Source organism: Salipiger sp. PrR003, assembly GCF_010500785.1.
Classification (GTDB): domain Bacteria; phylum Pseudomonadota; class Alphaproteobacteria; order Rhodobacterales; family Rhodobacteraceae; genus Salipiger; species Salipiger pacificus_A.
The window spans coordinates 25,974-50,759 of the sequence record NZ_JAAGOV010000120.1 but is presented as its reverse complement, the minus strand read 5'-3'; the positions used below and the strand labels follow the sequence as shown (position 1 = coordinate 50,759).

The window sequence follows — 24,786 nt, the reverse complement described above, 5'->3', positions numbered from 1 at the left end:
GTCAAAGTTCTCTGCTGAATGGCGTCCCGGAGGCGCCTCCCGAAATGCGCATCCAGTTTTTGCACGACCCGTAGTCAGGTACCCCGATGAACGCCCTCCGCCTCCCTCGCGCCGCGCGCGCCTGCAGCGCGCTCCGCTGCGGTACGGGCCTCCGATGACCGGCACGATCGCCCTGCTTGGCTGCGGGTTCGTCGCCGATCTCTACCTGCGCTCGCTGCAGGCGATGCAGGGCATCGCCGTCCACGCCGTCCACGACCGCGACGCCGCCCGCCTGTCGCGTTTCTGCGGCCATTGGCAGCTGCGTGCCGAGCCCGATCTCGAGGCGTTCATCGCTGGCCTGCCCCAGGGCTGCGTGGTGCTCAACCTGACGAACCCCGCCGAGCACTACGCGCTGAACCTCCGGCTGCTCGAGGCGGGGCACCACGTCTATTGCGAGAAACCTCTCGCCATGGAAGTTGGGCAGGCCAAGGCGCTGCACGCGCTGGCCTTCGAAAAGGGCCTGCTGCTCGCCTCCGCCCCCTGCTCGGTACTGGGCGAGGCGGCGCAGACGCTGGGGCACGCGCTGCGCCACGGCACCGCAGGCACGCCCCGCGCGATCTACGCCGAGCTCGACGACGGCTTCATCCCCCAGGCGCCCTACACCCGCTGGCACAGCGAGACCGGCGCGCCCTGGCCCTATGAGGACGAGTTCGCAACCGGCTGCACGCTGGAACATGCGGGCTATTACCTCACCTGGCTGATCTCGTGGTTCGGCACCGTCCGCAAGGTGGTCGCCGCCTCGGCCGAAGTGCTGCCGGACAAGCCCGGGCTGACAGCTTCCGCCCCGGACCTCTCGGTTGCCACGCTTTTCTTCGAGAACGGACCGGTCACCCGGCTCACCTGCTCGATCGTCGCCAGCCACGGCCATGGCATCCGCATCTTCGGCGACAAGGGCGTGCTGAGCTGCGAGGCCTCCTGGGACAACGATGCCAAGGTGCGCTTCGCAAGGCGCCGCACGCTGCGCCGGCGGCTGATCGAGAGCCCCTTCCCCAGCCGCCTCCGGCTGCCTCACCCAACCCATCCCAAGGTGAAACGCTGGGGCGCCGCTGCGATGAACTTCATGCTCGGCCCGGCCGAAATGCTGGAGTCCCTGCGCGAGCGCCGCCCCTGCCGCCTGTCGTCGGAGTTTGCCTTGCACCTGACCGAGGTCACGCTGGCGATCCAGAACGCCGGCGAGGACAGCGGCCCGCAGGTGATGACCACCCGCTGCGATCCCATGGAGCCCATGCCATGGGCGAAGTGACTGGAAAAATGACCGACGCAGCGATCGACGACGGGACCGGCCAAACCCGCATCCTGCTGACCGGCGCCACCGGCTTCCTCGGCCGCGCGGTGCTTGCCGAGGCCCGCGCGCAGCGGCTGCAGGTCATCGCGCTCCGCCGCTCCGCCGCGCCGGAAGAGGGCGCTCAAGGCAAGGGCATAAGCTGGATCGAGGCCGATCTCGCGGACCCCGCCTGCATCCCGCGCCTGCGCGAGGCGGCCCGGGGCTGTTCGGCGGTGATCCATGCCGCGGCGCATCTCGGCTCCGACGAGGCTGCTGTCACCGCGGCCACCGTGGACGGCACCCGCCACCTGCTTGCCGCGCTCGAAGGGCTGCCGCTGCACCTCGTGCTGGTCAGCTCGATCGGCGTCTACGACACGGCCCGGCTCTCCCCCGGAGCCGACGTCACCGAACGGACCCCGCTCGAAACCAGCGCCACCGCCCGCGACCCATATGTCGCCGGAAAGCTCGCGCAGGAAGCGCTCTGCCGCGCCGCTGACCTGCCGCTCTGGATCCTTCGGCCGGGCGTCATATTCGGTGCGGGACGCACGTGGAATGCCCATCTTGGCCCAACGCTCGGCCCGCTGCTGATCCGCGTCGGCACCAAGGGAGAGCTGCCACTCGCCCATGTCTCGCATGTGGCGAAGCGCCTGCTGCAGGCCGCCCTGCGCCGCCCCGAAGGACTGCGCGCGGTCAATGTCATCGACCCCGACCGTCCCGACCGCACCCGCTTCCTGCGGGCCCATGCCGCGTCGGGCTGGCCGAAAGCGGTGCTGCCGCTGCCCTGGCCGCTCTGGATGCTGGCCGCGAGGCTGCTGGCGCCGCTGGCCTCGCGCCTGCCCGGCCTGCTGCGCGTGCCGGTGCTCAAGGCACGGATGATGCCGCTGCACTACCCCGACAAGGGGCTCGTCGCGGCGCTCGGCTCGCTGCCGCAGGACCGCTTCGACGCGCTCATGGCCCGCGCCCTGCAGGAGAGCCGCGAATGAGCCTGCCCAAGCTCGCCTATCTTACCGGTGAATACCCCCGCGCCTCGGACACCTTCATCCAGCGCGAGGTCGCCGCCCTGCGCGAGCTCGGCCACGAGGTGCTGACCTGCTCGATCCGCACCACGGGCCCCGAGCATCTCGTCGGCCCCGAGCAGCGCGCCGAACACGCGCGGACCTTAAAGGTGCTGGATGCCTGCCGGTCGCCGCTGCGGCTGCTGCGTGCCCAAGCCCGGGGGATGCGCCGACCCCGCCGCTACCTGCGCGCGCTGACACTCGCCTGGCGCAGCGCACCGAAGGGACTCAAGGGGCGCGCCTTCAACCTGATCTACTTTGCCGAAGCCGGGGTGCTGGCCGAGGCGCTGGAGAACGCCGGCGTGCAGCATTTGCACAACCACATCGCCAAGGCGTCCTGCACCGTCGCCATGCTGGCCTCGGAGCTGTCGGGCATCCCTTTCAGCTTCACCATCCACGGGCCTGACATCTTCTTCGAGCCGCAGCACTGGCGCATCGACGAAAAGACCCGCCGGGCCCGCTTTGTCGCCTGCATCAGCGCCTTCTGCCGCGCGCAGCTCATGTGTTTCGCGGGCCGGGCGGACTGGGACAAGCTAAAAATCATCCACTGCGGCATCGAACCCACGCGCTACGCGCCCTCGCGGCACGAAGGGCAGACCCTGCTCTTCACCGGCCGTCTTGCCGGGGTGAAGGGCGTGCCGGTCCTGCTGCGCGCACTGTCGGCACTCGCTCCGCGACACCCGGAGCTGCGCCTGAGGCTCATCGGTGACGGACCCGAGCGCGCGGTGCTGGAGGCCATGGCGGCCGAGCTGGGCATCGCCGCGCGCACCGAGTTCCTCGGCTACCGCTCGCAGGCCGAGGTCGCCGAAGCGCTGACCGAGGCCGACGTCTTCGTCCTGCCGAGCTTCGCCGAGGGCGTGCCCGTGGTGTTGATGGAGGCGATGGCCGCGCAGGTGCCGGTGGTGACCACCCGCATCGCCGGGGTGCCCGAGCTGGTCGATCACGGCGTCAGCGGCCTGCTGGTGCCGCCGGGCGAGGCTGAGGCGCTGACCGCGGCACTGGACGCCCTGCTCGCCGACCCGGACCTGCGCCGCAGCATGGGCGCCGCAGGCCGCGCCAAAGTCGAGGCCGAGTTTACCGCGAAGACCGAGGCGGCAAAGCTCTCCGCCCTCTTCTGTGCAACCGAGCCTCGCGCATGACCGCCGTCGACGTCGTTCTCATCGGCCGCAACGAGGGCACCCGGCTGGTCGCCGCGCTGGCCTCGGTGATGGGACAGGCGCGGCAGGTGGTCTATGTCGACAGCGGCTCCACCGACGGCAGTCTCGCCGCGGCGCGCGACGCCGGGGCGAAAGTGGTGGATCTGGACCTGAGCACCCCCTTCACCGCCGCCCGCGCCCGCAACGCGGGTTTCGCGGCGCTCGACGATCCGCAGCTCGTGCAGTTCATCGACGGTGACTGCGCCCTGGTGCCCGGCTGGCTCGACAGCGCCCGCGCCCATATGCGCGCGCACCCGAAGACCGGGCTCGTCACCGGCTGGCGCGCGGAGATCCACCGCGACGCCAGCCTCTACAACCAGATCTGCGACGTCGAATGGCACCGGCCCGCCGGTGAAATCCAAACCTGCGGCGGCGACATGATGCTCCGCGCCGAAGCCTTCATCGAGGTCGGCGGTTTCGACCCCAGGGTGATTGCCGCCGAGGACGACGAGGTCTGCACCCGCCTGCGCAAGGCCGGCTGGACGCTGGAACGGCTCCCGCAGGAAATGACCCGCCACGACGCCGCCATGCTGCACTTCGGTCAATGGTGGAAACGCGCCGTGCGCACCGGCCATGGCTTCGCGCAGGTCGGCCATTTGCACCCTGACTGCTTCACCACCGAGCGCAAGCGCGCGCTGGTCTATGCACTGCTGCTGCCGCTCTCGATCCTTCTCGGTGCCGCCCTTTTCTGGCCGCTCGCCCTGGCAGCGCTGGCCGCCTACCCGCTCAACTGGATGCGCACGGCGCAGGGCCTGCGCCGCGAGGGGCTGCCAGCCCCCGAGGCGCGCCGCCATGCGCTGCTGCTCACCCTGTCCAAATTTCCCAACCTCATCGGCATGGCCACCTTCCACTGGCGCCGACTGAGACAGGCGCCCATGCGCCTGATCGAGTACAAGTAAGGAGCCCTCATGCCTCAACCGATCCGCGTGGGCCTCATCGGCGCCGGTTATATCGCCAGCTGGCACGGTGATGCACTGAAGGCGACCGAGGGCGCGCATGTCACCGCGGTCTGTGACCTGTCGGAACCCGCCGCCGAGGGGCTGGCCATGGCCTATGGCGCCGTCCCCTTTACCTCCGTCGGGGCGCTGATCGCCTCCGGCGCTTGCGACGCGGTGCATATCCTCACCCCGCCGCAGCTGCACGCGGGGCTGGCGCAGCAATGCCTGAGGGCGGGGCTGCACGTGCTGGTCGAAAAACCCGTGGCGGTGAGCCTTGCAGAGACCCGTGCCATTGCCGAGACCGCCGAGGCCGCGGGCAAGCGTTTTCACCCCGGGCACAACTTCCTTGGCCTGCCCTCCTACGTCCGGATGAAAGAGGCGCTGCAGGCCGGCACCTATGGCCGCGTCTCGCAGGCCGAAATCACCTGGGCGCTGCCGCTGGCGCCGCTGCGCTCGGGCCCGTTCAGCCTGTGGCTGCTGCGCGCGCCGAAGAACCTGCTGCTCGAGCTGGGGCCGCACCCCTTTGCCTTTGCCGTCGATCTTTTCGGCCCGCTCGACATCCTGAATGCCGAGGCGACCAAGCCGATCGCGCTTCCGGGGGATGACCTCCGCCCGCAGGGCTTCCGCATCCTCGCCCGCGCCGGCGGGGTCGAGATCACCTTCCAGCTGTCGATGGTCGAGACGGTGGACGACCGCTCGGTGACCCTGCGCGGCTCCTCGGGGCGGGCGCGTCTCGACTATGCGGCCGACACGCTGGTGGTGGACCGCGAAAATGCCTCGGACCTCATCATGAACCCCCTGCGGCGGCAACTGGACCAAAGCTGGCAACACCTGCGCGAAGGTCTGCGCAACGCCGCGATCCAGACTGTATCGCTGAACCAGAAAGGCCCCTACGCCCAGAGCTTCCGCGGCATGATGGCGGCCATCTACGGCCCGCTCGCCGCGGATCAGCCGCAGGACACCCGCTTCTCGGCGCAGAGCGCCGTCGCGGTCATGGAGGCCCTCGAGGCCGCCATCGCCAAGCTCCCCCCCGAAACGCTGGACGTGAAAGCGCCCGCCGTGCAGACCCGTAAGCCGCGGCCCACCGCCATGGTGATCGGCGGCACCGGCTTTATCGGCCGCGCCCTGACCCGGCGACTGGTGGCCGAGGGCCAGGACGTGCGCGTGCTCTCGCGCGGGCGCCACGGCCCCTTCCCCGACCTGCCCGATCAGGTAGAGACGGTCGGCGTTTCGCTCCATGATCTCGACGCGCTCACGCAGGCCATGCAGGGCATCGACACGGTCTACAACCTTGCCCGTTCGCTCGAGACGACCTGGGCCGGGGCGCTGGTCAACGATGTCGGCGTCTCCACCCGCATCGCCATGGCCAGCGAGGCGGCGGGGGTGAAGCGGCTGGTCTACACCGGCACCATCGCCAGCTATGACATGTCCGATCCGCATGTGCAGATCACCGAGGAAACCCGCTTCCCGGACGACATGACGGGCCGCAACCTCTACGCCCGCTCCAAGGCCGAATGCGAGCGCCAGCTGAGCAAGCTGCACGCCGAGCGCGGTCTGCCGGTGACCATCGCGCGCCCCGGCATCGTCGTGGGCCACGGCGGGCCGTTGCAACATTGGGGGATCGGCCGCTGGCATGGTGCGGGCGCGGTGCGCATCTGGGGGCCGGGGCAGAACATCCTGCCCTTCGTGCTGATCGACGACGTGGCTGACGGGCTGCTCCGCATGGGCGCTGACCCCGCGGCCATCGGCCAGAGCTTCAATCTCGTGGGTGAGCCCATGCTCACCGCGCGCGGGTATTTCGACGCGATCGAGGAAAGGCTCGGCGCCCGCATCCGCGTAAGCTCGGGCAACCTTTCGATCTTTTACGCCGCTGACGCGGTCAAATATGGGCTCAAGAAATACGCCCTGCGCAAGAAAGGGCTGGTGCGCCCCTCGCTGGCCGACTGGCAGAGCCGCGCGCATTTCTCGCCCTTCGTCAACGACAAGCCAAAAGCCGTGCTGGGTTGGCAACCCGAAGCGGACCGCGGGCGTTTCATCGAAAGAGCCGTCACCGAAGCAAATCTCTTCGGGTTCTAGGGGGACGGTTGCGCGGCCACTGCGCCCATTTCCTCCTTATTGTTGACCGAATCTCATGGCGTTATGACACGAATGGTCATGAGTGCATGGGCCGTAAGAACGTCGGGTGTGGCCCGGCGCCGCCGGCCTGAAAGCAGGCGGTCTCCTTGCCGATCGGGCAGGGGCGCCGCAGGTGGGGTGCCCGCGTGTGAGGTGCGGAGAGACGAGTATGGTAGAACGCCGCAAGTTCCAGCGTCGGAAACGGGTCGATGAGACGCCGGAGGATCCGCCGATCTTCCCGCTCGAGCGCCGCGCCGACCGGCTCGCCCGCCGCGAAGCCGAGCGCGAGGCCGAAGACGCCCGCACCGAACAGGGCCGCGCAGACCAGATGTGGGCCGACCAAATCCGGGTTGCCCAGATCCAGACTGAGCAGCACCGCGCGGAGATGGAGACCGCCCGCCGGCAGCCCGCCGCGACCCGCGCCCGTACCGTGACGCCACGCCCTGTGCCCGAGCCGCCCGCGCCCCGCGCGGAGGCGGCCGAGCCCGTCCCCGCCCCGCGCCGCCCGATCACCCGCCGCGCAACGCCCCAAGCCGGGGCGCTCTGGGACCGGCTGCCGGTGCTCGAGATCGACAGCGTCCATCTCGAGCGCAACCGCATCATCACCGCCAGCCGCGAAGACCCGGCCCATGCCGCCTTTGATGTGCTGCGCACCCGCTTGACCCAGGCGCTGGCCGAGAACGGCTGGACCCGCGTCGGCATCACCTCGCCCAGCAAGGGCTGCGGCAAGACGTTCACCGCCGCCAACCTCGCCATCTCGATGTCGCGGCAAGAGGGGCTGCGGGCGCTGCTGATGGATCTCGACCTGCGCAACCCGTCACTGCACAAGGTCATGGGGATGCGCGCGCCCGGTGCCATGGGGGCGCTGCTGCGCGGTGTGATCCCTCCCGAGGCGCACTTGCTGCGCATGGGCGAGAACCACATCCACGCCGGGCACAACATCGCCTTCGGCTTCAACGAGGTCATCGAGCCCTACGCCGCCGAGCTGCTCAACGCGCCAGCCACCGCCGAGGTGATCACCTCGATCGAGGCGCGGCTGCAGCCCGACGTGATGCTCTTCGATCTGCCACCCGCGCTCTACTACGACGATGTTCTGGCCTTCCGGCCGCAAATCGACGGGGTGCTGATGGTGGTCGGCGGCGGGCTGACCACCGAGCGCGAGATCCGCGAGGTCGAGCGTCGCCTCGGCACCGATACGCCGCTGCTCGGCATGGTGCTGAACAAGGCCGAGGGCACCAACCTCAAGAAGTACCAATACTGAGAAAGGCGGGCCCCGGGCCCGCCTTTTCCGTCTCAGCTCACCCTGTCGCCGGGCAGCTTGGCTCAGGCCCCGACGCGCGGCAAGAAACGCTCGATCATCGGCAACCTGTCGCCCAGCAGGCGCAGCACGCCAAAGAGCGCGGCCCCCAAAGCCAGCAGCAGCGCAGCGACGCCGAGACCCCTGCCGCGACGGTCGCGGCGGCTTTTCACCGGCGGAATCGCCACCACGGGCTGGATCCCGAGCACCCGTTCCATCTGTGCCGCGCTGCGCAGGGCCGGGTTCATCATCTCGGCGGCAAAGGCCGCGATTAACCCGGCGATCAGGCTCGCCACGGCGCCCACGGCCACCAGCTTGCGGCGGCTCTGCGAGGCCGAGACCTCGGGCACCAGCGCCGTCTCGAGCACCTCGAAGCGGTCCGACTGCTGCCGGTCCTCGAGCATCTGGCCCATCTCGGCATCCGCCTTGCGGCGGGTGATCACACTGTACTGGTCCTGCAGCTGCGTGCGCTCGCGCTCCAGCCCGCTGAGTTCGCGCTCGACCTCGGGGGCACGGCGGAGGGTCTCTTCGATGCCGTCGATGCGCACCGCGACCAACTGCCTCTGCTCTTCGAGCAACGCCAGCTGTCGGGCCTGCACGTCCTCGCGCTGGCGGGCGGAATTGGCCTGCAGCGCGACGATGTCCCGGTCGAGCTGCAGCTTGTTGTCCTCGAGCGTGCCGAGCTGGTCGCGCATGGCGGTCAGCGCGGAAGGCAGCGCTTCGGAATTCTGCTTCTTGAACTCGGCGATACGGGCATCCATAGCCTCGATCTCGGCCTCGACCCGCGCGTCCTCAGCCTCGAAGAAGGCCAGAGCGTCACGCGCCCGAGTCTCGCTTCGGCTGCGCGACATGTCGATCACCGAGTACATCAGCTCGTTGGCCACGTCCGCAGCCTTCTGCGGATCGTCGAGCCGTACGGTGATCATCAGCCCCGAAGGCTGGTTCTGCGGCGCATAGACATTCGGGGTGGCGCGGATTTCCTGGATCGAGGCCGACTCGCGCATACGGAAGACGCGCTCGTTCATCGGCATCTCGGGACCGGACACGAACAACCCGTGCTCTTGCATGATGCGCACGAGGTTATCGCGCGACATGATCCGCTGCTCGATGAGCTGTACCCGCCGAGAAGCGGACTCAGCCGCGCCTGTGGCGCTGGTCGGATTGGGCGCAACCTGCGCTTCCTCGATCTGCACCACCGCCGTCGCCTCGTAGAGCTTGGGCTGGTTCAGCGCGAAGAACACGGCGATCGCCGTGCCGACCACGAAGGTCAGGGCAATCAGAACAAAACGGCGGCGCACTGCGGAGAGCACCTCGGAAAACGACTGGAACTGGTTCACAACAAAACTCCCGCAATGGCCCCCAATGCGATCGGAAAGCGGCGCCCCTGCCCCGGCCAATTTGGGGTTGGGACCAAGGGTAGGCGCGCCGCTTTCATGTCAAAATCTAACAATTTCGCCCGGTTTACGCCATCTTTATACCGGGCCAATCGGGAAACACTTCGTGTCCAATGTCGGGATCACGGTCACATTTAGGACATAAAATAGGGATTTTTCGCCTATCACTCGTTGGGAAGGGTGCAGATCGACACGATCAGGTCAAATTTCACGATCTGGAGCATCGGCAAAGTCGCCCCAGCCCCAAGCCCCATTTCCGCCACCATTCGCATCGCCCCCAGCGGCAGGCGCGATTCCATCGCCTCGAAACCAAAGAGCGCGCCGGTCAGCGGGTACTGCGCCTTGTAGGCCGCCTCCTTGGCGCTGAAAATTCTCACTCCGGCACGCGAGAAAGGCATCGGCGAGAGCCGCGCCAGCTCGGGCACGCTGGCAATGCTGCGGATCAGCTCCGAGCGCATCGGACGATCGACCTCAAGATCGATTCCCAGTCCGCGCCAGTCCCGCGCCCTTGCCGCCATGGCAAGGCAGAGACCCTCGGTATGGGTGATGCTGGCGACAACGCCCTCGGGCCACACCGGTGCCCGGTCCGCACCCTTGGGAATGGCAACGTCCCGCAGGCCGAGCTGGCGCAGCGCCGCACGCGCCGCCAGCCGGCCACCGGCAAATTCCGCCTGTCGCTTCGGGACCGCCCGGGAGATGCTGGCGCGTTCCTCGGGGAAAAGCTCCGACAGATCCTCCACCGGCTCCGACACCGCCCAGACCAGACCCCCGGGCAGCGTGACCCCATTCAGCAGATCCCTGAGATCCTCGGGCCGGACCATGTCACGCGCGCCTCTTGGCGCGCATCTCGCGACGCCGGTTCATGAGGTCCGCCCGCATCTGTGCGCGCGGGTTGAGCGGCGGAGCCACCTCCGGCGCGGCGCGACCCGTCTCCGTCCCGACCCCCGTCTCTGTCGCTGTCTCGGTCTCAGTCTCAGGCGCGCTCGGCACGACCGGTCCCTCTGGTGCAGCCCGCTTGGGCGCGGGCGCAGCCACGCCGCCGGTAAGCCCCGCGACCCGCTCGGCCAGGTCCGCCAGCACCGGGAAGCGGAAGATGTCGGTGATCGACAGGCCCTTCGCCCCCAGCCCGTCGCGGATCGCCCGATGCGCCTGCACCGCGAGCAGCGAATGCCCGCCCAGCTCGAAGAAATTGTCCCGCCCGGAGAGCCCCTGCACCCCCAGCACGGTCGACCAGATCTCGGCGATCTCTGCCTCGACCCGCGTTGTGTCCACCGTCTGCGCGGGGGGCGACGCGGGGGCCGACGGGGCGGCCATCGGTGCATCGACCGGTGTCGGAGTCCCCCGCCGCGCCACGGGCGCGGGCAGCGCTTTGCGGTCGACTTTCTTGTTCGGCGTCAGGGGAAAGGCGTCGAGCCTGACAAAATGCGCGGGCACCATGAAGGCCGGCAACCCGCTGCCCATCGCGGCCCGCAGCCCGCCCTCGTCCACCTTGGCGGACGCGGTGTAATACCCCACGAGCCGCAGATCGCCGGGGCTGTCCTCGCGCGCCACGACAACTGCCTGGGCAATCCCCGGCTGCGCCTCCATGACGGCCTCGATCTCGCCCAGCTCGATGCGGTAGCCGCGCAGCTTCACCTGATGGTCGACCCTGCCGATGAAGTCGATCCGCCCATCCATCCGCCGCCGCACCAGATCGCCGGTGCGGTACATACGGCCCGAATGGAACGGGTTGGACACGAAGCGTTCCCCGGTCAGCGCCTCCTGTCCCCAATAGCCGCGCGTCACCCCCTCGCCACCGATCCAGAGCTCGCCCGGCACGCCCACGCCCACAGGCTGCTGCGCCTCGTCCAGCACGTAGAGCTGCTGGTTGGCCAGCGGCAGGCCGATGTTGACCACGCCCTCGTCCGCGCGCGCGTCCTCGGTCGAGGACCAGATCGTCGTTTCGGTCGGCCCATACATATTGGTGATCGAAGCGTCCGTGATCCGCCCGAACTCCTCGACCAGCGCGCCGGGCAGCGGCTCGCCGCCGAGAAAGAGGTGCGCCACCTTCGACAGCGCATAGCGCGCCTCGTCGTTCATCGCGATCATCCGCGCCATCGACGGGGTGCACTGCATATGCGTCACCCCATGGCGCAGGATCTGCGCGGCGATCGAGAAGTCCTCCTCCGCCAGTTCCGGCGCCACATTGGCCCGCTTCACCACCTCGGCCAGCGGCCTCAGACCCTGCAGCACGGTCTCGACCGGGATGCCGTAGTCGATCAGGCAGGCGATCTCTCCCACGCCGATCCGTTTCAGCTGCTCGGTGCGCTCAAGCGCGTCCTCGACCGTGCCAAAGAGCCCGCTTTCGGTGAAATACCGCTCGAAGGCGAAATCGAGAATGGCCTCCAGATCGTCGGGCTCCAGAATATCGAGGTCCAGATCGAAAGCGTTGTTCACCCCTTTCGGGCGTTTGAACGCCGGGAAGGCCCAGGCGTATTGCTTGATCAGCGCCGCCGCGGACCGCAGGTACTCGCGCATCGGCCCGCGCGCGGTCTCGCGCGCCTGCTCACGGGTTTCGGCGATGTAGCTGTGCAGCATCAAGGTGACGGTGAAATCCTTGGGATCGCGCCCGGCCTCGCGCAGCGCCGCATGGTAAAGACGGATCATCTCGGCCACGTCGTCGATGCTCTGGCCCAGCAGGTGCGTCAGCACGTTGCAGCCATGGGTGCCCGCATCCTTCCAGGTCTGCGGGTTGCCGGCGACGGTCAGCCAGAGTGGCAGCTCCTTCGACACGGGCCGTGGCTGGGTCACCACGTCATGGGTCGAGCCGTCCTTGCGCGGGAAGGCGACAGGCCGCCCCGCCCATAGTTCTCGGATCTGGGATATATTCTCGATGACCGCCTTCTTGTTATCCGGCGGCGTGTTCTCGGGGCGCAGCACGAAGTCATCCGGCTGCCATCCCGAGGCCAGTGCCAGCCCGGCGCGGCCGTTGGTGAGGTTGTCGATCACCGCCCATTCCTCGGCGATCCGCGCCGGGTGGTGCAGCGGCGAGACCACCGAGCCCGCGCGCACCGCGAGGGTCTCGGTCACCGCCGCCACCGCCGCCCCGGTCACCGAGGGGTTCGGGTAGGGCCCGCCAAAGGCGTGGAAGTGCCGCTCGGGGGTCCAGACCGCGCAGAAGCCGTTTCTGTCACCGAACTTCGCGCCCTCGAGCAGCAGCCGGTACTTGTCGCGGCCGGCGCCGTCGTCGTTGCCCCAGTAGTAGAGCGAGAACTCCATGCGCGCGTCCGAGAGCGGCATCGGCCCGTTCGAGATCAGCCCCCGGTCCTCGTCCGAGGTCAGCACCACCTTGAAGCCCCGCGCCAACGTGTAGAAAAGCTCCAGCACCGAGATGTCGAAGCTGAGCGAGGTCACCGCCAGCCATGTGCCCGCCGGCTCGTGCGGCACGACGGCATCCATCCCGGTGAAGAAGTTCACCACGTTTCGCTGCTCGACCATCACCCCCTTGGGCGTGCCCGTCGAGCCGCTGGTGTAGATCAGATAGGCGATGTCCTCGGGCCCGCTGGTCGCTTCGGGGCGCAAGGCCGGGGCTTGCGACAAGCGCGGGTCGGCGTCGAGCAGCAGAAGCTGCGCGTCATGCTCCGGCAGGGTCTTCGCCAACGCCGACTGGGTGACGATCACCGGCGCACCGCTGTCGGCGATGTAGTGCTGCAGCCGCTCCGCCGGGTAGGCCGGGTCGAGCGGCAGGTAGGCACCGCCCGCCTTGAGGATTCCAAGCGCCCCGACCAGCAGGTCGATCGAGCGGCGCGTGCAGAGCCCCACGACCACGCCCGGCCCGACGCCCATGGTCTGCAACACATGCCCCGCGCGGTTGGCGCGGGCGTCGAGGTCGGCGTAGCTCAGGCTCTGCCCCTCGAAGACCAGCGCCACCGCCCCGGGGGTCTTGGCCACCTGCGCCTCGAACGCGGCCTGAACCGTCAAGTCGCGGTCATGCGCCACGCCAGTGGCGTTCCACAGGTCGATGACCATGTCGCGCTCGGCCTCGGGCAGGACCGGCAGGTCGCGAATCTCGGTGTCGCCGGTCAGATGCGCCGCGATCAGCTCAAGCCGGGCGGCGATCAACTCCACCTGCGCGGCTGGGATGCGGCCGATGTCGGCATGCAGCAGGATGCCCTGCGCGGTCTGCTCGACGGTCAGCACCGCGCCGGGGATTGGCCCGGCGGCAAGGCTCAGCCCCAGATGCGGCACCTGTGGCGCACCGCTCAACTCGGGCGTGCGGGCGGGCAGATCGGTGGCAAAGCCCCGGCGCCTGCGCGCCTCGGTCATGGCCTCGGCCATACGCGCCTGCAGTGCGTTGGCATCCCCCTCGGCCGCGGTGCGCAGCGGCACCCAGGGGGTGAGTATCCCGCTCTTGGCAAGCCCGCTCAGCGCGAGGTCCGCAAGGGCGATGTCGCACACCCCCTGCGGATCGTGCCGCACGGCAAAGGCAGCGACGACCGCGGCGAAATCGGCCTCGCCGAGCGAGAGCGTGCGTCGGGTGATCGCGCCCGTCTGCCGACCGAGACCCGGCATTTCAAAGGGGCGCAGCGCGGCCAGCCGTCCGCGCCAGAAGGGTTCATGCGGGGCAACGGTCCAGATGGCGGTGTCGATCCGGGCGCGCTCCTCCGACTCCACGAGATCCAGCGCTCCGCCGGGTTTGCCGACCTGCGCCACCAGCGCCGGCGCGCCGCAGGGATGGGTGAAATGCGCGAGCCGCAGTGCGCCGCTGCCGCAGGCCACGGTGAGGTGATCGTCGCTGGCCTCGAGGATCTCCCCCGGGGTGCCACGCCCCTCGATCCCCCGGGCCTCGCCCACCAGCCAGATGCGCCCATCGGCCCGCACCTTCGGGGCAGAGAGCGGGTTGGCATAGCCGCCGTGATCCAGCGCCCGCACCAGCCGGGCAAGGTCGGTGGCGGGCTTGGTGAAATCCAGCAGCCCGTGGCCCGAGGGCCGGTCGGCGAGCGCGTGGTAGCTGCGTTGCGAGAGGTCCTGAGGCAGGCGTTTCAGGTCGGTCGCCAGCTGATCGATCACCTCGTCGAAACTGTCGATGGCCGCCTCGAAAGCCTTGGCGTTCAGCGTCAGCGCGGTGTCGCTGGCCGAGATGTCGAAGCCGCGGGTCACGAGGATATCGCCCTCGTCCACGCCGCCCTCGATCATATGCCAGGTGATGCCATGGCGGGTTTCACCCTCGATCAGCGCCCAGACCGGGGCATTGAGCCCGGCGTGCCGCGGCAGCGGCCCGTCGTGGAAATTTACTGCGCCCCTCACGGGCAGCGCCAGCACATCCGCGGGAATTATGTCCAGATTAGAGATCGAGAGCAGGTAGTCGAAGGGCTGCGACAGTCGCTCTGCCAGACCGGGACCGGGAGCGACGACCGGGATTCCCAGGTCTGAAGCCCATTTCCCGATTTCGGGATTTCTGGTCACAACCGCCTCGATGCGATGTCCGGCGGCGTGCAGCTTCCCGGCGCATTGCACCAGCAGGGACTCGTTGCCGATGACGACAGAGCTGAACTTGTCCATCACAGTCTCTCCGCGTTCGCCTCTGCGCCACCTGTCCCCGCGGGGACGGCGCGTCGCGCCGCGGGCCGGAACAGGGCGCGGAGGTCATGGGATATCAGGTCGCGCAGGAAATGCGCGGGATCGGCGGCGGGCTTGCGCTGGATCACCCGACGCAGCCGCCAGAGCAGCCCGCCGCAGGCGTGCGACAGCGTCGCCAGCACCGCGTAGCCCCGCCCGTGGGTCTTGGAGAAATAATGCCACCGGCTGTCGAGCCAGAAGGTGGGAATGCGGGTCCAGCGCTTCATGCCCGTCGAGACCGAGCCGATGTGCATGACCTCGCTGTCCCGCACGTAATGGGTCTGATACCCGGCACGGGCGGCGCGGTGGCAGAGCTCAGTTTCCTCGAAGTAGAGGAAGAAGGTCTCGTCGAAGAGCCCAATCTCGGCCAGCACCGCCTGCCGTATCATCAACGAGGCACCGGCCAGCCAGTCCACGCGCTGTGTCCCCGCGGGGACAGGCATCGGCACGGCCTTGCGCCGCAGCAGCCGCGAGACCGGGCCGAAGCGGGCGGCGCCTTCGAATTCCGAGGCGATGGAGGGGAAGCGGAACGCGGTCATATGCGCCTCGCCGTCCTCGCCGTGAAGATAGCTCCCCGCCAGGCCGGCCTCGGGGTGCGCTTCGAGATGTGCGACCAGCGCGCGGATCGCCCCCGGCGCGGGAAAGGCGTCGGAGTTCAGCAGGTAGACGTAGTCGGGGCGGCTGCCGTCCGACCATCCCGCGTGGATGCCGATGTTGTTGCCCGCGCCGAAGCCGCCGTTGTGGTCGGAGCCGATCAATCGGATCGGCGCGCCCCGGGCCCAGTCCTTTGCCGCGAGCGCAGCCTTCATCTTTTCGTAAGATCCGTCGCCACTGGCATTGTCGACGATGACCAGCTCGGCCTCGAGACCCTGCAGGGCGCGCAGCGCCGCCTGCGCCGAGCGCAGGGTCATCTCCGCCGTGCGGTAGTTGAGCGATATGACGAGCACGCGCGGCATGGGCTATTCCGCCGCCTCGGCAGGGACCGGCGGCGCCCGGCGGTCGGTGGCAGATGCCTCGGCCTCGGCCTCGGCAATGGCCTGCCGCATTTGCGCAGCCAGCACCCGCACGTTGGGCTCGAGCACCATGGAATCATGATCCCCCGGCACCTCGTGCACCTCGACCCCGGGCACATATTGTCCCCAGTCGTTGTCGGCGAGCACGTAGGCGCGTTCCGAGTTCACCATGCGGCCGCCGCCAACCTGCCACTTGCCGACCAGCGGCGGGCGGTAGAGCACCAGTCTCCCGTCCCAGGGGCGGACGCGGTACTGCGCCACGGCCTGCAGGAAGGCGGCTTCGATCTCGGCGTTGTGGAAGGCGTGCCCGGCGTGGGTGGCCTCGCTGGCGCGGCGCTTGGCGATCTCCCAGCGCAGGCGGTTGCGCGCCCAGACCAGCGGGTAGAGCGGGCCTTTGGCCCTGGCTTCCTGCCACTGGATGCGCAGACGGTCGGCGCGCCCGAGCGGACGGCGCGTCGGCAGCGGTGTGTCGAGCAGGACGCAGAGCGCCACCTCTTCGCCTAGGGACTCGAGCTGGCGGGCGATCTCGTAGGCGGTGATCCCACCGCCCGAGAAGCCGCCGAGCATGTAGGGGCCCTCGGGCTGCACCTGCCGCATCTCGGCGATGTAATCGGCGGCGGCAGCCTCGATGGTCGCGTGGGGCGCCTCGCCGCCGTAAAGCCCCTTGGCCTGCAGCCCGTAGAAGCGCCGGTCGGCCCCCAGCAGATGCGCGAGATGGCGCAGGTTGAGCACGTTGCCGAACATCCCCGCCACGAGAAAGAACGGCCGGCGCGGCCCGCCCTCGCCGTCGTGCATCGGCACCAGATGGGTGAAGCGGCGCTCGGGGGTCTTGGGCGTTTCGCTCTCCGCGCCGCCCACGAGGCCCGTGCGCTCGGCGATGAGCGCGGCGCAGCGGCGGATGGTCGGCGCCTCGAACAGCACCGAGATCGGGAAATCGACGCGGAAGGCCTTGCGCACCATGGCAAACAGCCGCACGGCGATCAGGCTGTGCCCGCCAAGGTCGAAGAAACTGTCTTCGGCTCCGACGCTCTGCACGCCGAGAAGCTCCTGCCAGAACCCGGCGAGCGTGCGTTCGATCTCGCCTTCGGGGTCGACGAAATCGCTGTCCAGTTGCGGGCGCTCGAAGCTCTGCCCCTCGGGCGTGTCGAGGCTCGCGGCGGCACTCTGCCGTCTGAGCTGGTCGAGATCCATTGACGAGACCACCACCTGCGGCAGGCCGAGCGCCAGTGCGCGGGCAAAACCCTCGACGCCTTCTTCGGGCCGGATGCCCTGCGACAGGGTGTGGGCCAGCCGCTCCTCTGCGGGCGAGAGCGGCTGCGCGGCGCCCTGGTCCTCTGTCTCCAGCTCGGCGGCGGTGAGCCGCGGCGCGGCCTGCAACTGCTCGGGCGTGTCGAGGCGGCGGAGGGTGAAGCCGGTGATCTCCATCAGCACGCTGCCATCGGGCGCGCAGAGGGTGACGTCGAAGCTGGCGGTTCCGCTCTCGGCCCGGGTGTCCGCCGCACTGCGGACCCAGCTCACGATACGATCCGGCAGCGAACCGTAGACGCGGACACGGGCGTAGGACACCGGCACCCAGAGGTGGGTCGGCTGCCAGCCCGGGATCAGCGCCATCGCCCAGCCGGTGGCGATGTCGAGAAGCGCCGGGTGCAGCAGGCAGCCGTCCTGCGCCGCCTCGGGCGGCAAGGAGAGATCGGCAACCCCCTCGCCCTGCCCCAGCGCCGCGGCGGCGAGCACCTTCCAGCGCGGCCCGAAGGCAAGCTGCTGGTCCTGCGCGGCGGCGAGCTTGCCGCCGCGCGGCGCGCGCTCGGGGGCAGCGCATCGGGCGCGCAGGGCTGTCACGTCGAGCCGTGCCGGGCGCTGCAGGGGCAGGAGCGACAGCGTCGCCTGCGCCGTGAGCGCGAACCCACAACGACCATTCAGCGTTGCATCGGCCAGCACCTCGAAGCCGTACCCCTCGTCGCGGCGGGTGAGTCGCAGGCGAAGGTCGCGGGGGCGATCAGCGGCCACCCGCAACGGGCGCAGGAAGGCGAGGTCGCGGATCTCGAAAGGCTGGTCTTCGTGCTGCGCCATCAGCGCATGGGCTGCAAGGGTCAGATAGCCGGTGCCCGGCAAAAGGGCGTCGCCCGCACGGGTGCGGTGCTCGTCGATGATCCAGTCATCCGTCGAGAGCGTGCTCGTGAACAGCCGGTTGCCGAAACGATCGAAGGTGGCGTCGCCAAGCAGTGGCAAGCCAGTGGGCACCACGGGCGGCGCAGGCAGATCTCCGCTGCGGGCGGCGACGGCCTCGGCGGCCATGCCGACCTCGTTCCAGATGCCCCAGTTGATCGCGGTGACCTGCGTCTGCCCGCCGGCGCGCGACCGCGCGAAGGCGTTGAGAAACTCGTTGGCGGCGACGTAATCCACCTGCCCCGCCGGGGCGGTGACGGTGGAGGAGGACGAGAAGAGCGCGATCCAGTCGGTGGCGCCATCGGGGAAGACCTCGCCCAGCACCTGCGTGCCGTGGATCTTCGGGGTAAAGACGTCCTCCACCGAGGCCGGGGTCTTGGTCAGCAGAGGCGCGTCGTCGATGACGCCCGCGGCATGGATCACCCCGGTGATGCGGCCAAAGCGCGCCTCGGCCGCATCCCGCGCGGCCTGAAGCTGGGCGCGGTTGCAGACGTCGGCGGCGATCACCATGACCTCGGCCCCGGCCTCCTCGAGCGCCAGCACAGCGCGGATGCGGCGGGCGATGGCCTCCTGCGGCGCGTGGCGGGCGAGGTATCCCGGCCAGCCCTCGCGCGCAGGCAGGGCGCGGCGGGCGACGAGGATCAGCTTGGCACCGTGCTTTGCGAAGGCCATGCCGAGCGACAATCCAATGCCGCCGAAGCCACCGGTGAGCAGGTAGGTTCCCCGCCCCGGCTGCGGCGCGCCCTCGGGCAGCGGCACGGGGGTCATGATGCATTCGAACCGGCGGCCGTGTCGAAGGGCGGCGGTCGCATCCCCGGGCTCGGCGAGCAGGTCCTCGAGCACGAGATCGGTGAGCCGGGCGAAGGCGACCTCGTGCGCGGCCTCGGGCTTGCGCCGGGCAAAGGGCGTGTGGGCCCCGCGCTCGGGCAGGACCAGATCCAGCGTTTCGACACGCACACCGGGCACTTCGCGCGGGATTACACGGGCAGGTCCGGCGATGGTCGCCTTGGACGGATGCGCCAGCGGCTCGTCCTGCACCTGCGCGGCGCCGGTGGTCAGAACGGTCATCTGCAGCGGGCACGGCAGCGGTTCCTCGGCCATGGCCTGCGCGAGGAAGAGCAGCGAGTAGAAGCCCTGCTCCTGCACGCGGTGGAAGAAGCTCGAGCCGGGGCGGTGAGTCTCGCCCTCGGTGACCAGCCAGAAATGCGCGATACGCGTGGGCACATGCCCCCGAAGCGCAAGGTCCTGCAGCAGCAGCTCATAGCCCTCGCGGCCCCGCTCGGGCGGCAGGATATAGGAGCTGTCCGAGAGGCGGGAGAAGGCATCGCCGGGGCGCACCTCGATCACCTCATGGCCAGCGGCACCGAGCCGCGCGGCGCAGCGGGCCGCGAGCCCGGCCTCGTCCATGAACATCAGCCAGACCTGCGGCTCGACCGTCGCAAGCGCCTCGGTGACGTCCAGCGCAGCCTCGGCGACGCGCGGGCGCCAGACCGGCTTCCAGCCCCAGTCGGTCAGGTTGTCGCTGCGCATCAGGTGCTTCGGCGCGGGCTCGGCCTGTTTGCCCGGCGCGATGAAGTAGGGCGCGCGCTGGAAGGCGTAGGTGGGCAGCACGACGCGGTTGCGCCGGGCCTCGCCCCAGACCTGCGCCCAGTCGATCTCGGCACCGAGCGCCCAGAGACGGCCCAGCACCTCGAACATGTAGCGGTCGTCGGCGATCTCTTCGTCGGGATGACGCAGCGAGGAAAGCACCTGCTGGCCGGGCACCGCGGGGTGCTGGCGGGCAAGCGAGGAAAGCGCCTTGCCCGGGCCGACCTCTAGGAAAATGCGGCTCTGATGCGCGGCAAGCGTCGCCACGCAATCGGCGAAATGCACGGTCCCGCGCAGATGCTCGACCCAGTAATCGGGGCTGGTCGCCTCTTCGTCGGTCAACCAGCTGCCGCTGAGGTTCGAGGTCAGCGGGATGCGCGGCGGGCTGAGGTCGATGGAGCGCAGGTAGGCGCGGAACTGCTCGAGGATCGGCTCCAGCATCCGGCTGTGTGCGGCGATGTCGATGGCGATGCGCTGGCAGTCGATGCCTTCCGCGATCAGTCTCTGTTCAAGCGATTTCAGCGCCTCTGCAGGCCCCGAGGCCACCGAGAGCTCGGGCGCATTGACCGCGCCGAGGTCGAGATCGGCGCCGAGGTAGCCCTGCAGCGTCTCAGCGGGCAGGCTGACCGAGAGCATGCCGCCCGCCGGCACCGTGTCGAAGAGCCGTCCGCGCAGGTGCACAAGGCCGATGCAATCCTCGAAGCTCATCACGCCCGCGATGCAGGCCGCGGTGTTCTCGCCCATGGAATGCCCCGCGAGCGCGGCGGGCTCGAGACCCCAGCTCATCCAGAGCTTCGCAAGCGCCACTTCCGTCATCAGGATCAGCGGCAGCTGCAGGGAGGGGCGTTTCAGCGCCTCGTCGGCCGCCGCCTTCGCTTCCGGCGCGGGCAGCCAGAGGGCGCGGATGTCCTCGTCGGTGATCTCGGCCAGCGCGGTCAGTCCGCGGTTCATCCAATCGGCGAAAACAGGCTCTGTTTCGTAAAGATCGCGCCCCATGCCGGCGTATTGCGCGCCGCCGCCGGGGAAGAGGAAGGCGACGTCGGGCCGGTCGAGCGCGCTATGGGTATGCACCCGGCGGGGGGTGTTTTCCTCCAGCAGGCGCGCAGCCTCCTCATGGCTCGCTGCGACGACGACCCGGCGCTTTTCGAAGGCGCGGCGACCCTGCTTCAGGGTGAAGGCGACATCGGCCAGCGGCTGCTCTGGATGCGCGCGCAAATGCGCGGCGAGGCGCTGCGCGTTCTGCTCAAGCGCCGCCTTGTTGCGGCCCGACAGGGTGAGGATCTGGAACGGCCAGTCGCTCTGCTCCGAAGCCGGGCGCGGCGGCGCCTCTTGCAGGACCACATGGGCATTGGTGCCGCCGACACCGAGCGAGTTCACCCCGGCGCGGCGCGGATGATCGCCGCGCGTCCATGGTGTCAGCGTGTCGTTCACCACGAAGCGCGAGTTTTCGAAGTCGATGGCGGGGTTGGGCTTCTCGTAGCTCAGCGAGGGCGGTATCTGCGCATGGTGCAGCGCCAGCGAGGTCTTGATCAGGCTCGCGACCCCGGCGGCGGTGTCGAGGTGGCCGATATTGGTCTTCACCGAGCCGATCCGGCAATGCCCTTGATTAGAGCCGCTTCCCGAAAAGGCCTGGGTCAGAGCCGCGACCTCGATGGGATCACCAAGATAGGTGCCGGTGCCGTGGCATTCGACGTAATCGATGCTGTCCGGGCTGACGCCTGCCACGGCCTGCGCCTCGGCGATCGCCTGCGCCTGACCATCGACCGAAGGGGCGAGATAGCCAGCCTTGCCCGCGCCGTCGTTGTTGATTGCCGTTCCCTTGATGACCGCCCAGACGTGATCGCCGTCGGCAAGCGCATCCCCGAGGCGGCGCAGCACCACGACACCGGCGCCGGAACCGAAGACCGTGCCCTGCGCGCGGTGATCGAAGGCATGGCATTCGCCATCGGGCGAGAGGATTTCGTTCTCGCGGTAGAGATAGCCGCGCCCCTGCGGCAGCTCGATGGTCACCCCGCCCGCCAGCGCCATGTCGCATTCACCGCTCAGGAGGGACTGCACCGCGAAATGCGTGGCCACCAGCGAGGTGGAACAGGCGGTCTGCACGTTGACCGACGGCCCGTGCAGGTCGAGCACGTAGCTGAGCCGCGTGGTCAGGAAGTCCTTGTCGTTGCCGGTATGGCGCAGCAGGAACATGCCGGTGCTGTCGACGAGCTCGGGGTTGGAGCACAGGTTGACGTAGAAATAGCTGCCCATGCCGACGCCGCCGAAGACCCCGATGGAGCCGTCGAAGCTGTCGGGGACGTGACCGGCGGTCTCGAGCGCCTCCCAAGAGGTTTCGAGGAACTGCCGGTGCTGCGGGTCCATGATCGCCGCATCCTTGGGAGCGAAGCCGAAGAACTCCGCATCGAACATCTCGAAACCATCGAGCGGCGCTCCGAAGGGCACGTAGTCGCGGTGGCGCAGCAGGCCCGGGTCTTCGCCGGCCGCGCGCAACTCATCCTCGGTGAAACGGCGGATGGCGCGGCGGCCCTCACGCAGGTTCTCCCAATAGGTGGCGATATCGGCGGCGCCGGGCAGATGCGCGGCCATGCCGACGATGGCAATGTCCGTCTCTGCGATACCTGTCTCGGCGATGTCACGTTGACTGTCCAAGAAGCCTTCCTCACTCGCACAAACCCCGCGACCTCATGCTCCGTAAAGACAGATTACGGAGAAAATTGGGCGCAATGCGGCGTGATCCGCCGTCGCGGGAAACAAAGCGGGACAGGTCACGGCACTGTCCGCCGCAAAGGAGACTATCAGGCGCGACCGCGCGTGTCTCGGGCCGCTGTCGCCGCAGGCGCGAGACCGGCGGGGCTCACCAGCCCTGGCTGCTGAGCGCGGTGACGGCGGGCCAGTTGAGCGAGATTGCAAGCGCCGCCAGCGCCGCGCCGAAGAGCGCGAAGCACAGGTCGTGCAGCGGATCCCAGACGCCCATGCGCCGCGCCAGCCAGACCACCACCGGATAGGCCAGCGCAAAGGCCGCGCCGTAGCCGAGCAGCGCGCCGATCAGCCCGTAGGTTTCCAGCCCGACGAGGATGCAGCCCACCATGAGCAGCGCCCGCGCCAGCGCGAGGACGAAGAAGCTGCGGCTGTCGCCCGCCGCCAGCGCCGCCTGGTCGTAGGTCTGCACGATGATCTGCGGCATCTGCATGCAGGCGATGAGCACCGTCACCGCCCCGGCGGCAAGATAGCGCTCGTCGTACATCAGATCGACCAGCCCGTGACCGCAGACGGCGAAGCTGGCGACCAGCACCAGCAGCGCGCCGGTCACCGAAAAACGCATCTTGCGCAGGCGCAGGAAATTCTGGCGGCTCTCGCGCGGCGGGCTCTCGCGGTAGATCGGGATCAGCACCTTGCGCGTCACCATGCCGCCCAGCAGCATCGGGAAGGACGCGAGGAAATAGCCGATGTTGTAGACCCCGAATGCGTCGAGGCTGAGGTACTTGCCGATCAGGATCTTGTCGCCCTGGCTGAAGAAGAAGCCGCAGACCGTCGACAGGAAGATCCATTTGCCGAAGGTCACCAGTTCGTGCCGCGCCTCTGGCTCCATGCGGAAGCGGTTGCGGCCCCCCGCCAGCAGCAGCGAGTTGGCGGTCACCTCGACGAGGCTGCTGATCAGCCCGGAGAGCACCAGCGACCAGACCGAGCCGGTGGCCCAGGCCAGAAGCACCGCACTGCCGACACCGATGGTCTGGGTGGCAAGCTCGAGCAGGGTGACCCGGCCGAGCAGCAGGTGACGGTTGGCGCTGTCCATGCGGGTCGGGCGGAAGCCGACGATCAGCAGTGACAGCCCCGCCACGGGCAGCAGGTGCAAAAGCTGCGGCTCGTCGTAGAACAGCGACATGGGCCAGGCCAGCGCGCAGGCACTGAGCCAGAGGCCGATCCCGCGCAGCACCTGGATGGTCCAGGCGGTGTCGAGAAACGCCCGATCGTCGCCGCGCTTGCTTTGCAAGATCGCCGGGGTGACGCCCACGTCCGAGAACTGCATCAGCCCCATCAGGAAGACCGAGACCAGCGCCATGAGACCGAAAGCCTCGGGGAAGAGCAGCCGGGTGAGGATCAGGTTGCTGCCGAGCCGCAGCGCCTGCGAAAAGCCGAAGCTGCCGACGGTGAGCAGCGACGAGCGCAGCACCCGGGCGCCGAGCGAGGCCCCGGAAAAGCGTTGGATCAGGGTGGTGGTCACCGGCTGCGGCTCCACTCCGGGTGCGCCTGCGGGGTCAGCCGCACCAGCAGCGCCACGCCGCTGTAGACGGCAAAGCCGATCGGGTCGCGCAGCGCCATGCGCAGCTTGCCGATGGCCGAGAGCGGCAGCTTGTCGTCATTTCCCAGAAGCCGCGGATAGAGTTTGCCAACCTGCGCCACCCCGGCGTCCTGCCTGCGACGCACGCGCACCAGCGCGGCCAGACCCTCGGCGATGGGCCATTCGTAATACGCGGGCACCGAGGCGCGCTCTTCGGGGGTGAAGCTGAGCCGCACGAAGGTGTCGTCCGAAATGACGTCGGGAAACTCGGGCCAGCGCGCGCGGCCCTCGGCGTTGACCGCGAAGACACCGCAGCCGGGCACGCCGTCGGACATGAAGGGCACCTGCCGCCAGGTCCGGGCATAGGCGCGGGCGGCCCAGCCGTGGGCGGTGATCCGCAGCCGTCCGCTGGCATAGCGCGCGCCGGGCCGGCTCAGGGCGGCGTAAAGCTGTGCGAGGAGCGCCTTGCTGACCGTCACATCGGCGTCGAGGTAGATGCGGATGCCCGAGAGTGCCTCTGCATCACCGGCATTGAGCGCGGCGAGCTTGCCGCCCTCTGCCCGCTCGATCACCCGCAGGCGCCAACCCCGCGCGGCGAAGCCGTCGATGGCCCCGCGGGCGCGCGCGGCGGTGTCATCCACGCAGCCATTGGCAACCACGATGACCTCGGGCGCGGGGGTGTCCCCGGGCCAGTCCGAGGCCAGCAGAGCCTTCAGGCACGCGCCGATCAGCGCGCTCTCGTTGCAGGCGGGCAGGATCACCGAAACCGCGGGGCTGCCAGGAAACCGATACTCGTCAGATGCCATGATCCGTACCAAGGACGACACACATGCCTATGTCCT

Annotated in this window: 13 protein-coding genes; 6 read left to right on the top strand and 7 right to left on the bottom strand. The window is 69.1% G+C overall.

The window, feature by feature from the left end:
- Positions 1-154 precede the first annotated feature (154 nt).
- The 6 genes from G0D83_RS31025 (at position 155) to G0D83_RS31000 (ending at position 7,868) form a co-directional block, all read left to right on the top strand.
- Positions 155-1,282: a Gfo/Idh/MocA family protein gene (locus G0D83_RS31025; protein WP_164198566.1), complete on the top strand. Its 1,128-nt coding sequence runs from the start codon at positions 155-157 to the stop codon at positions 1,280-1,282.
- Between the two features lie 8 nt (positions 1,283-1,290).
- Positions 1,291-2,286 (top strand): NAD(P)-dependent oxidoreductase, encoded by a 996-nt coding sequence (locus G0D83_RS31020; protein WP_164198565.1) that lies wholly within the window; start codon positions 1,291-1,293, stop codon positions 2,284-2,286.
- Positions 2,283-3,497, top strand: coding sequence for a glycosyltransferase (locus tag G0D83_RS31015; protein ID WP_164198564.1), 1,215 nt, complete (start codon positions 2,283-2,285; stop codon positions 3,495-3,497). The genes G0D83_RS31020 and G0D83_RS31015 overlap by 4 nt, the downstream gene beginning before the upstream one ends.
- Positions 3,494-4,453: a glycosyltransferase family 2 protein gene (locus G0D83_RS31010; protein ID WP_164198563.1), complete on the top strand. Its 960-nt coding sequence runs from the start codon at positions 3,494-3,496 to the stop codon at positions 4,451-4,453. The genes G0D83_RS31015 and G0D83_RS31010 overlap by 4 nt, the downstream gene beginning before the upstream one ends.
- Positions 4,454-4,462: 9 nt before the next feature.
- Positions 4,463-6,568 (top strand): NAD-dependent epimerase/dehydratase family protein, encoded by a 2,106-nt coding sequence (locus tag G0D83_RS31005; RefSeq protein WP_164198562.1) that lies wholly within the window; start codon positions 4,463-4,465, stop codon positions 6,566-6,568.
- Between the two features lie 208 nt (positions 6,569-6,776).
- The gene (locus G0D83_RS31000) at positions 6,777-7,868 is read left to right on the top strand and encodes a CpsD/CapB family tyrosine-protein kinase (RefSeq protein WP_164198561.1); all 1,092 of its coding nucleotides are present in this window, start codon (positions 6,777-6,779) and stop codon (positions 7,866-7,868) included.
- Positions 7,869-7,930: 62 nt separating this feature from the next.
- On the opposite strand, the gene G0D83_RS30995 is transcribed toward G0D83_RS31000, so the two are convergent.
- The 7 genes from G0D83_RS30995 to G0D83_RS30965 all read right to left on the bottom strand — a co-directional run bounded on the left by G0D83_RS30995 (position 7,931) and on the right by G0D83_RS30965 (position 24,750).
- Positions 7,931-9,241, bottom strand: a complete 1,311-nt coding sequence (locus G0D83_RS30995) for a Wzz/FepE/Etk N-terminal domain-containing protein (RefSeq protein ID WP_164198560.1) — start codon at positions 9,239-9,241, stop codon at positions 7,931-7,933.
- A gap of 221 nt (positions 9,242-9,462) precedes the next feature.
- The gene (locus G0D83_RS30990) at positions 9,463-10,119 is read right to left on the bottom strand and encodes a 4'-phosphopantetheinyl transferase (RefSeq protein ID WP_164198559.1); all 657 of its coding nucleotides are present in this window, start codon (positions 10,117-10,119) and stop codon (positions 9,463-9,465) included.
- A gap of 1 nt (position 10,120) precedes the next feature.
- Positions 10,121-14,839, bottom strand: a complete 4,719-nt coding sequence (locus tag G0D83_RS30985; RefSeq protein WP_164198558.1) for a MupA/Atu3671 family FMN-dependent luciferase-like monooxygenase — start codon at positions 14,837-14,839, stop codon at positions 10,121-10,123.
- Complete coding sequence (locus tag G0D83_RS30980; protein ID WP_164198557.1) at positions 14,839-15,852, bottom strand: glycosyltransferase family 2 protein; 1,014 nt, start codon at positions 15,850-15,852, stop codon at positions 14,839-14,841. The genes G0D83_RS30985 and G0D83_RS30980 overlap by 1 nt, the downstream gene beginning before the upstream one ends.
- A gap of 3 nt (positions 15,853-15,855) precedes the next feature.
- Positions 15,856-22,251 (bottom strand): type I polyketide synthase, encoded by a 6,396-nt coding sequence (locus tag G0D83_RS30975; protein WP_164198686.1) that lies wholly within the window; start codon positions 22,249-22,251, stop codon positions 15,856-15,858.
- A 268-nt stretch (positions 22,252-22,519) separates the two neighbouring features.
- Entirely contained in the window at positions 22,520-23,887 is a 1,368-nt protein-coding gene (locus tag G0D83_RS30970; protein WP_164198556.1) for an oligosaccharide flippase family protein, read from the bottom strand.
- The gene (locus G0D83_RS30965) at positions 23,884-24,750 is read right to left on the bottom strand and encodes a glycosyltransferase family 2 protein (RefSeq protein WP_164198555.1); all 867 of its coding nucleotides are present in this window, start codon (positions 24,748-24,750) and stop codon (positions 23,884-23,886) included. Before G0D83_RS30965 ends, G0D83_RS30970 begins: the two co-directional genes overlap by 4 nt.
- Positions 24,751-24,786: the final 36 nt, after the last annotated feature.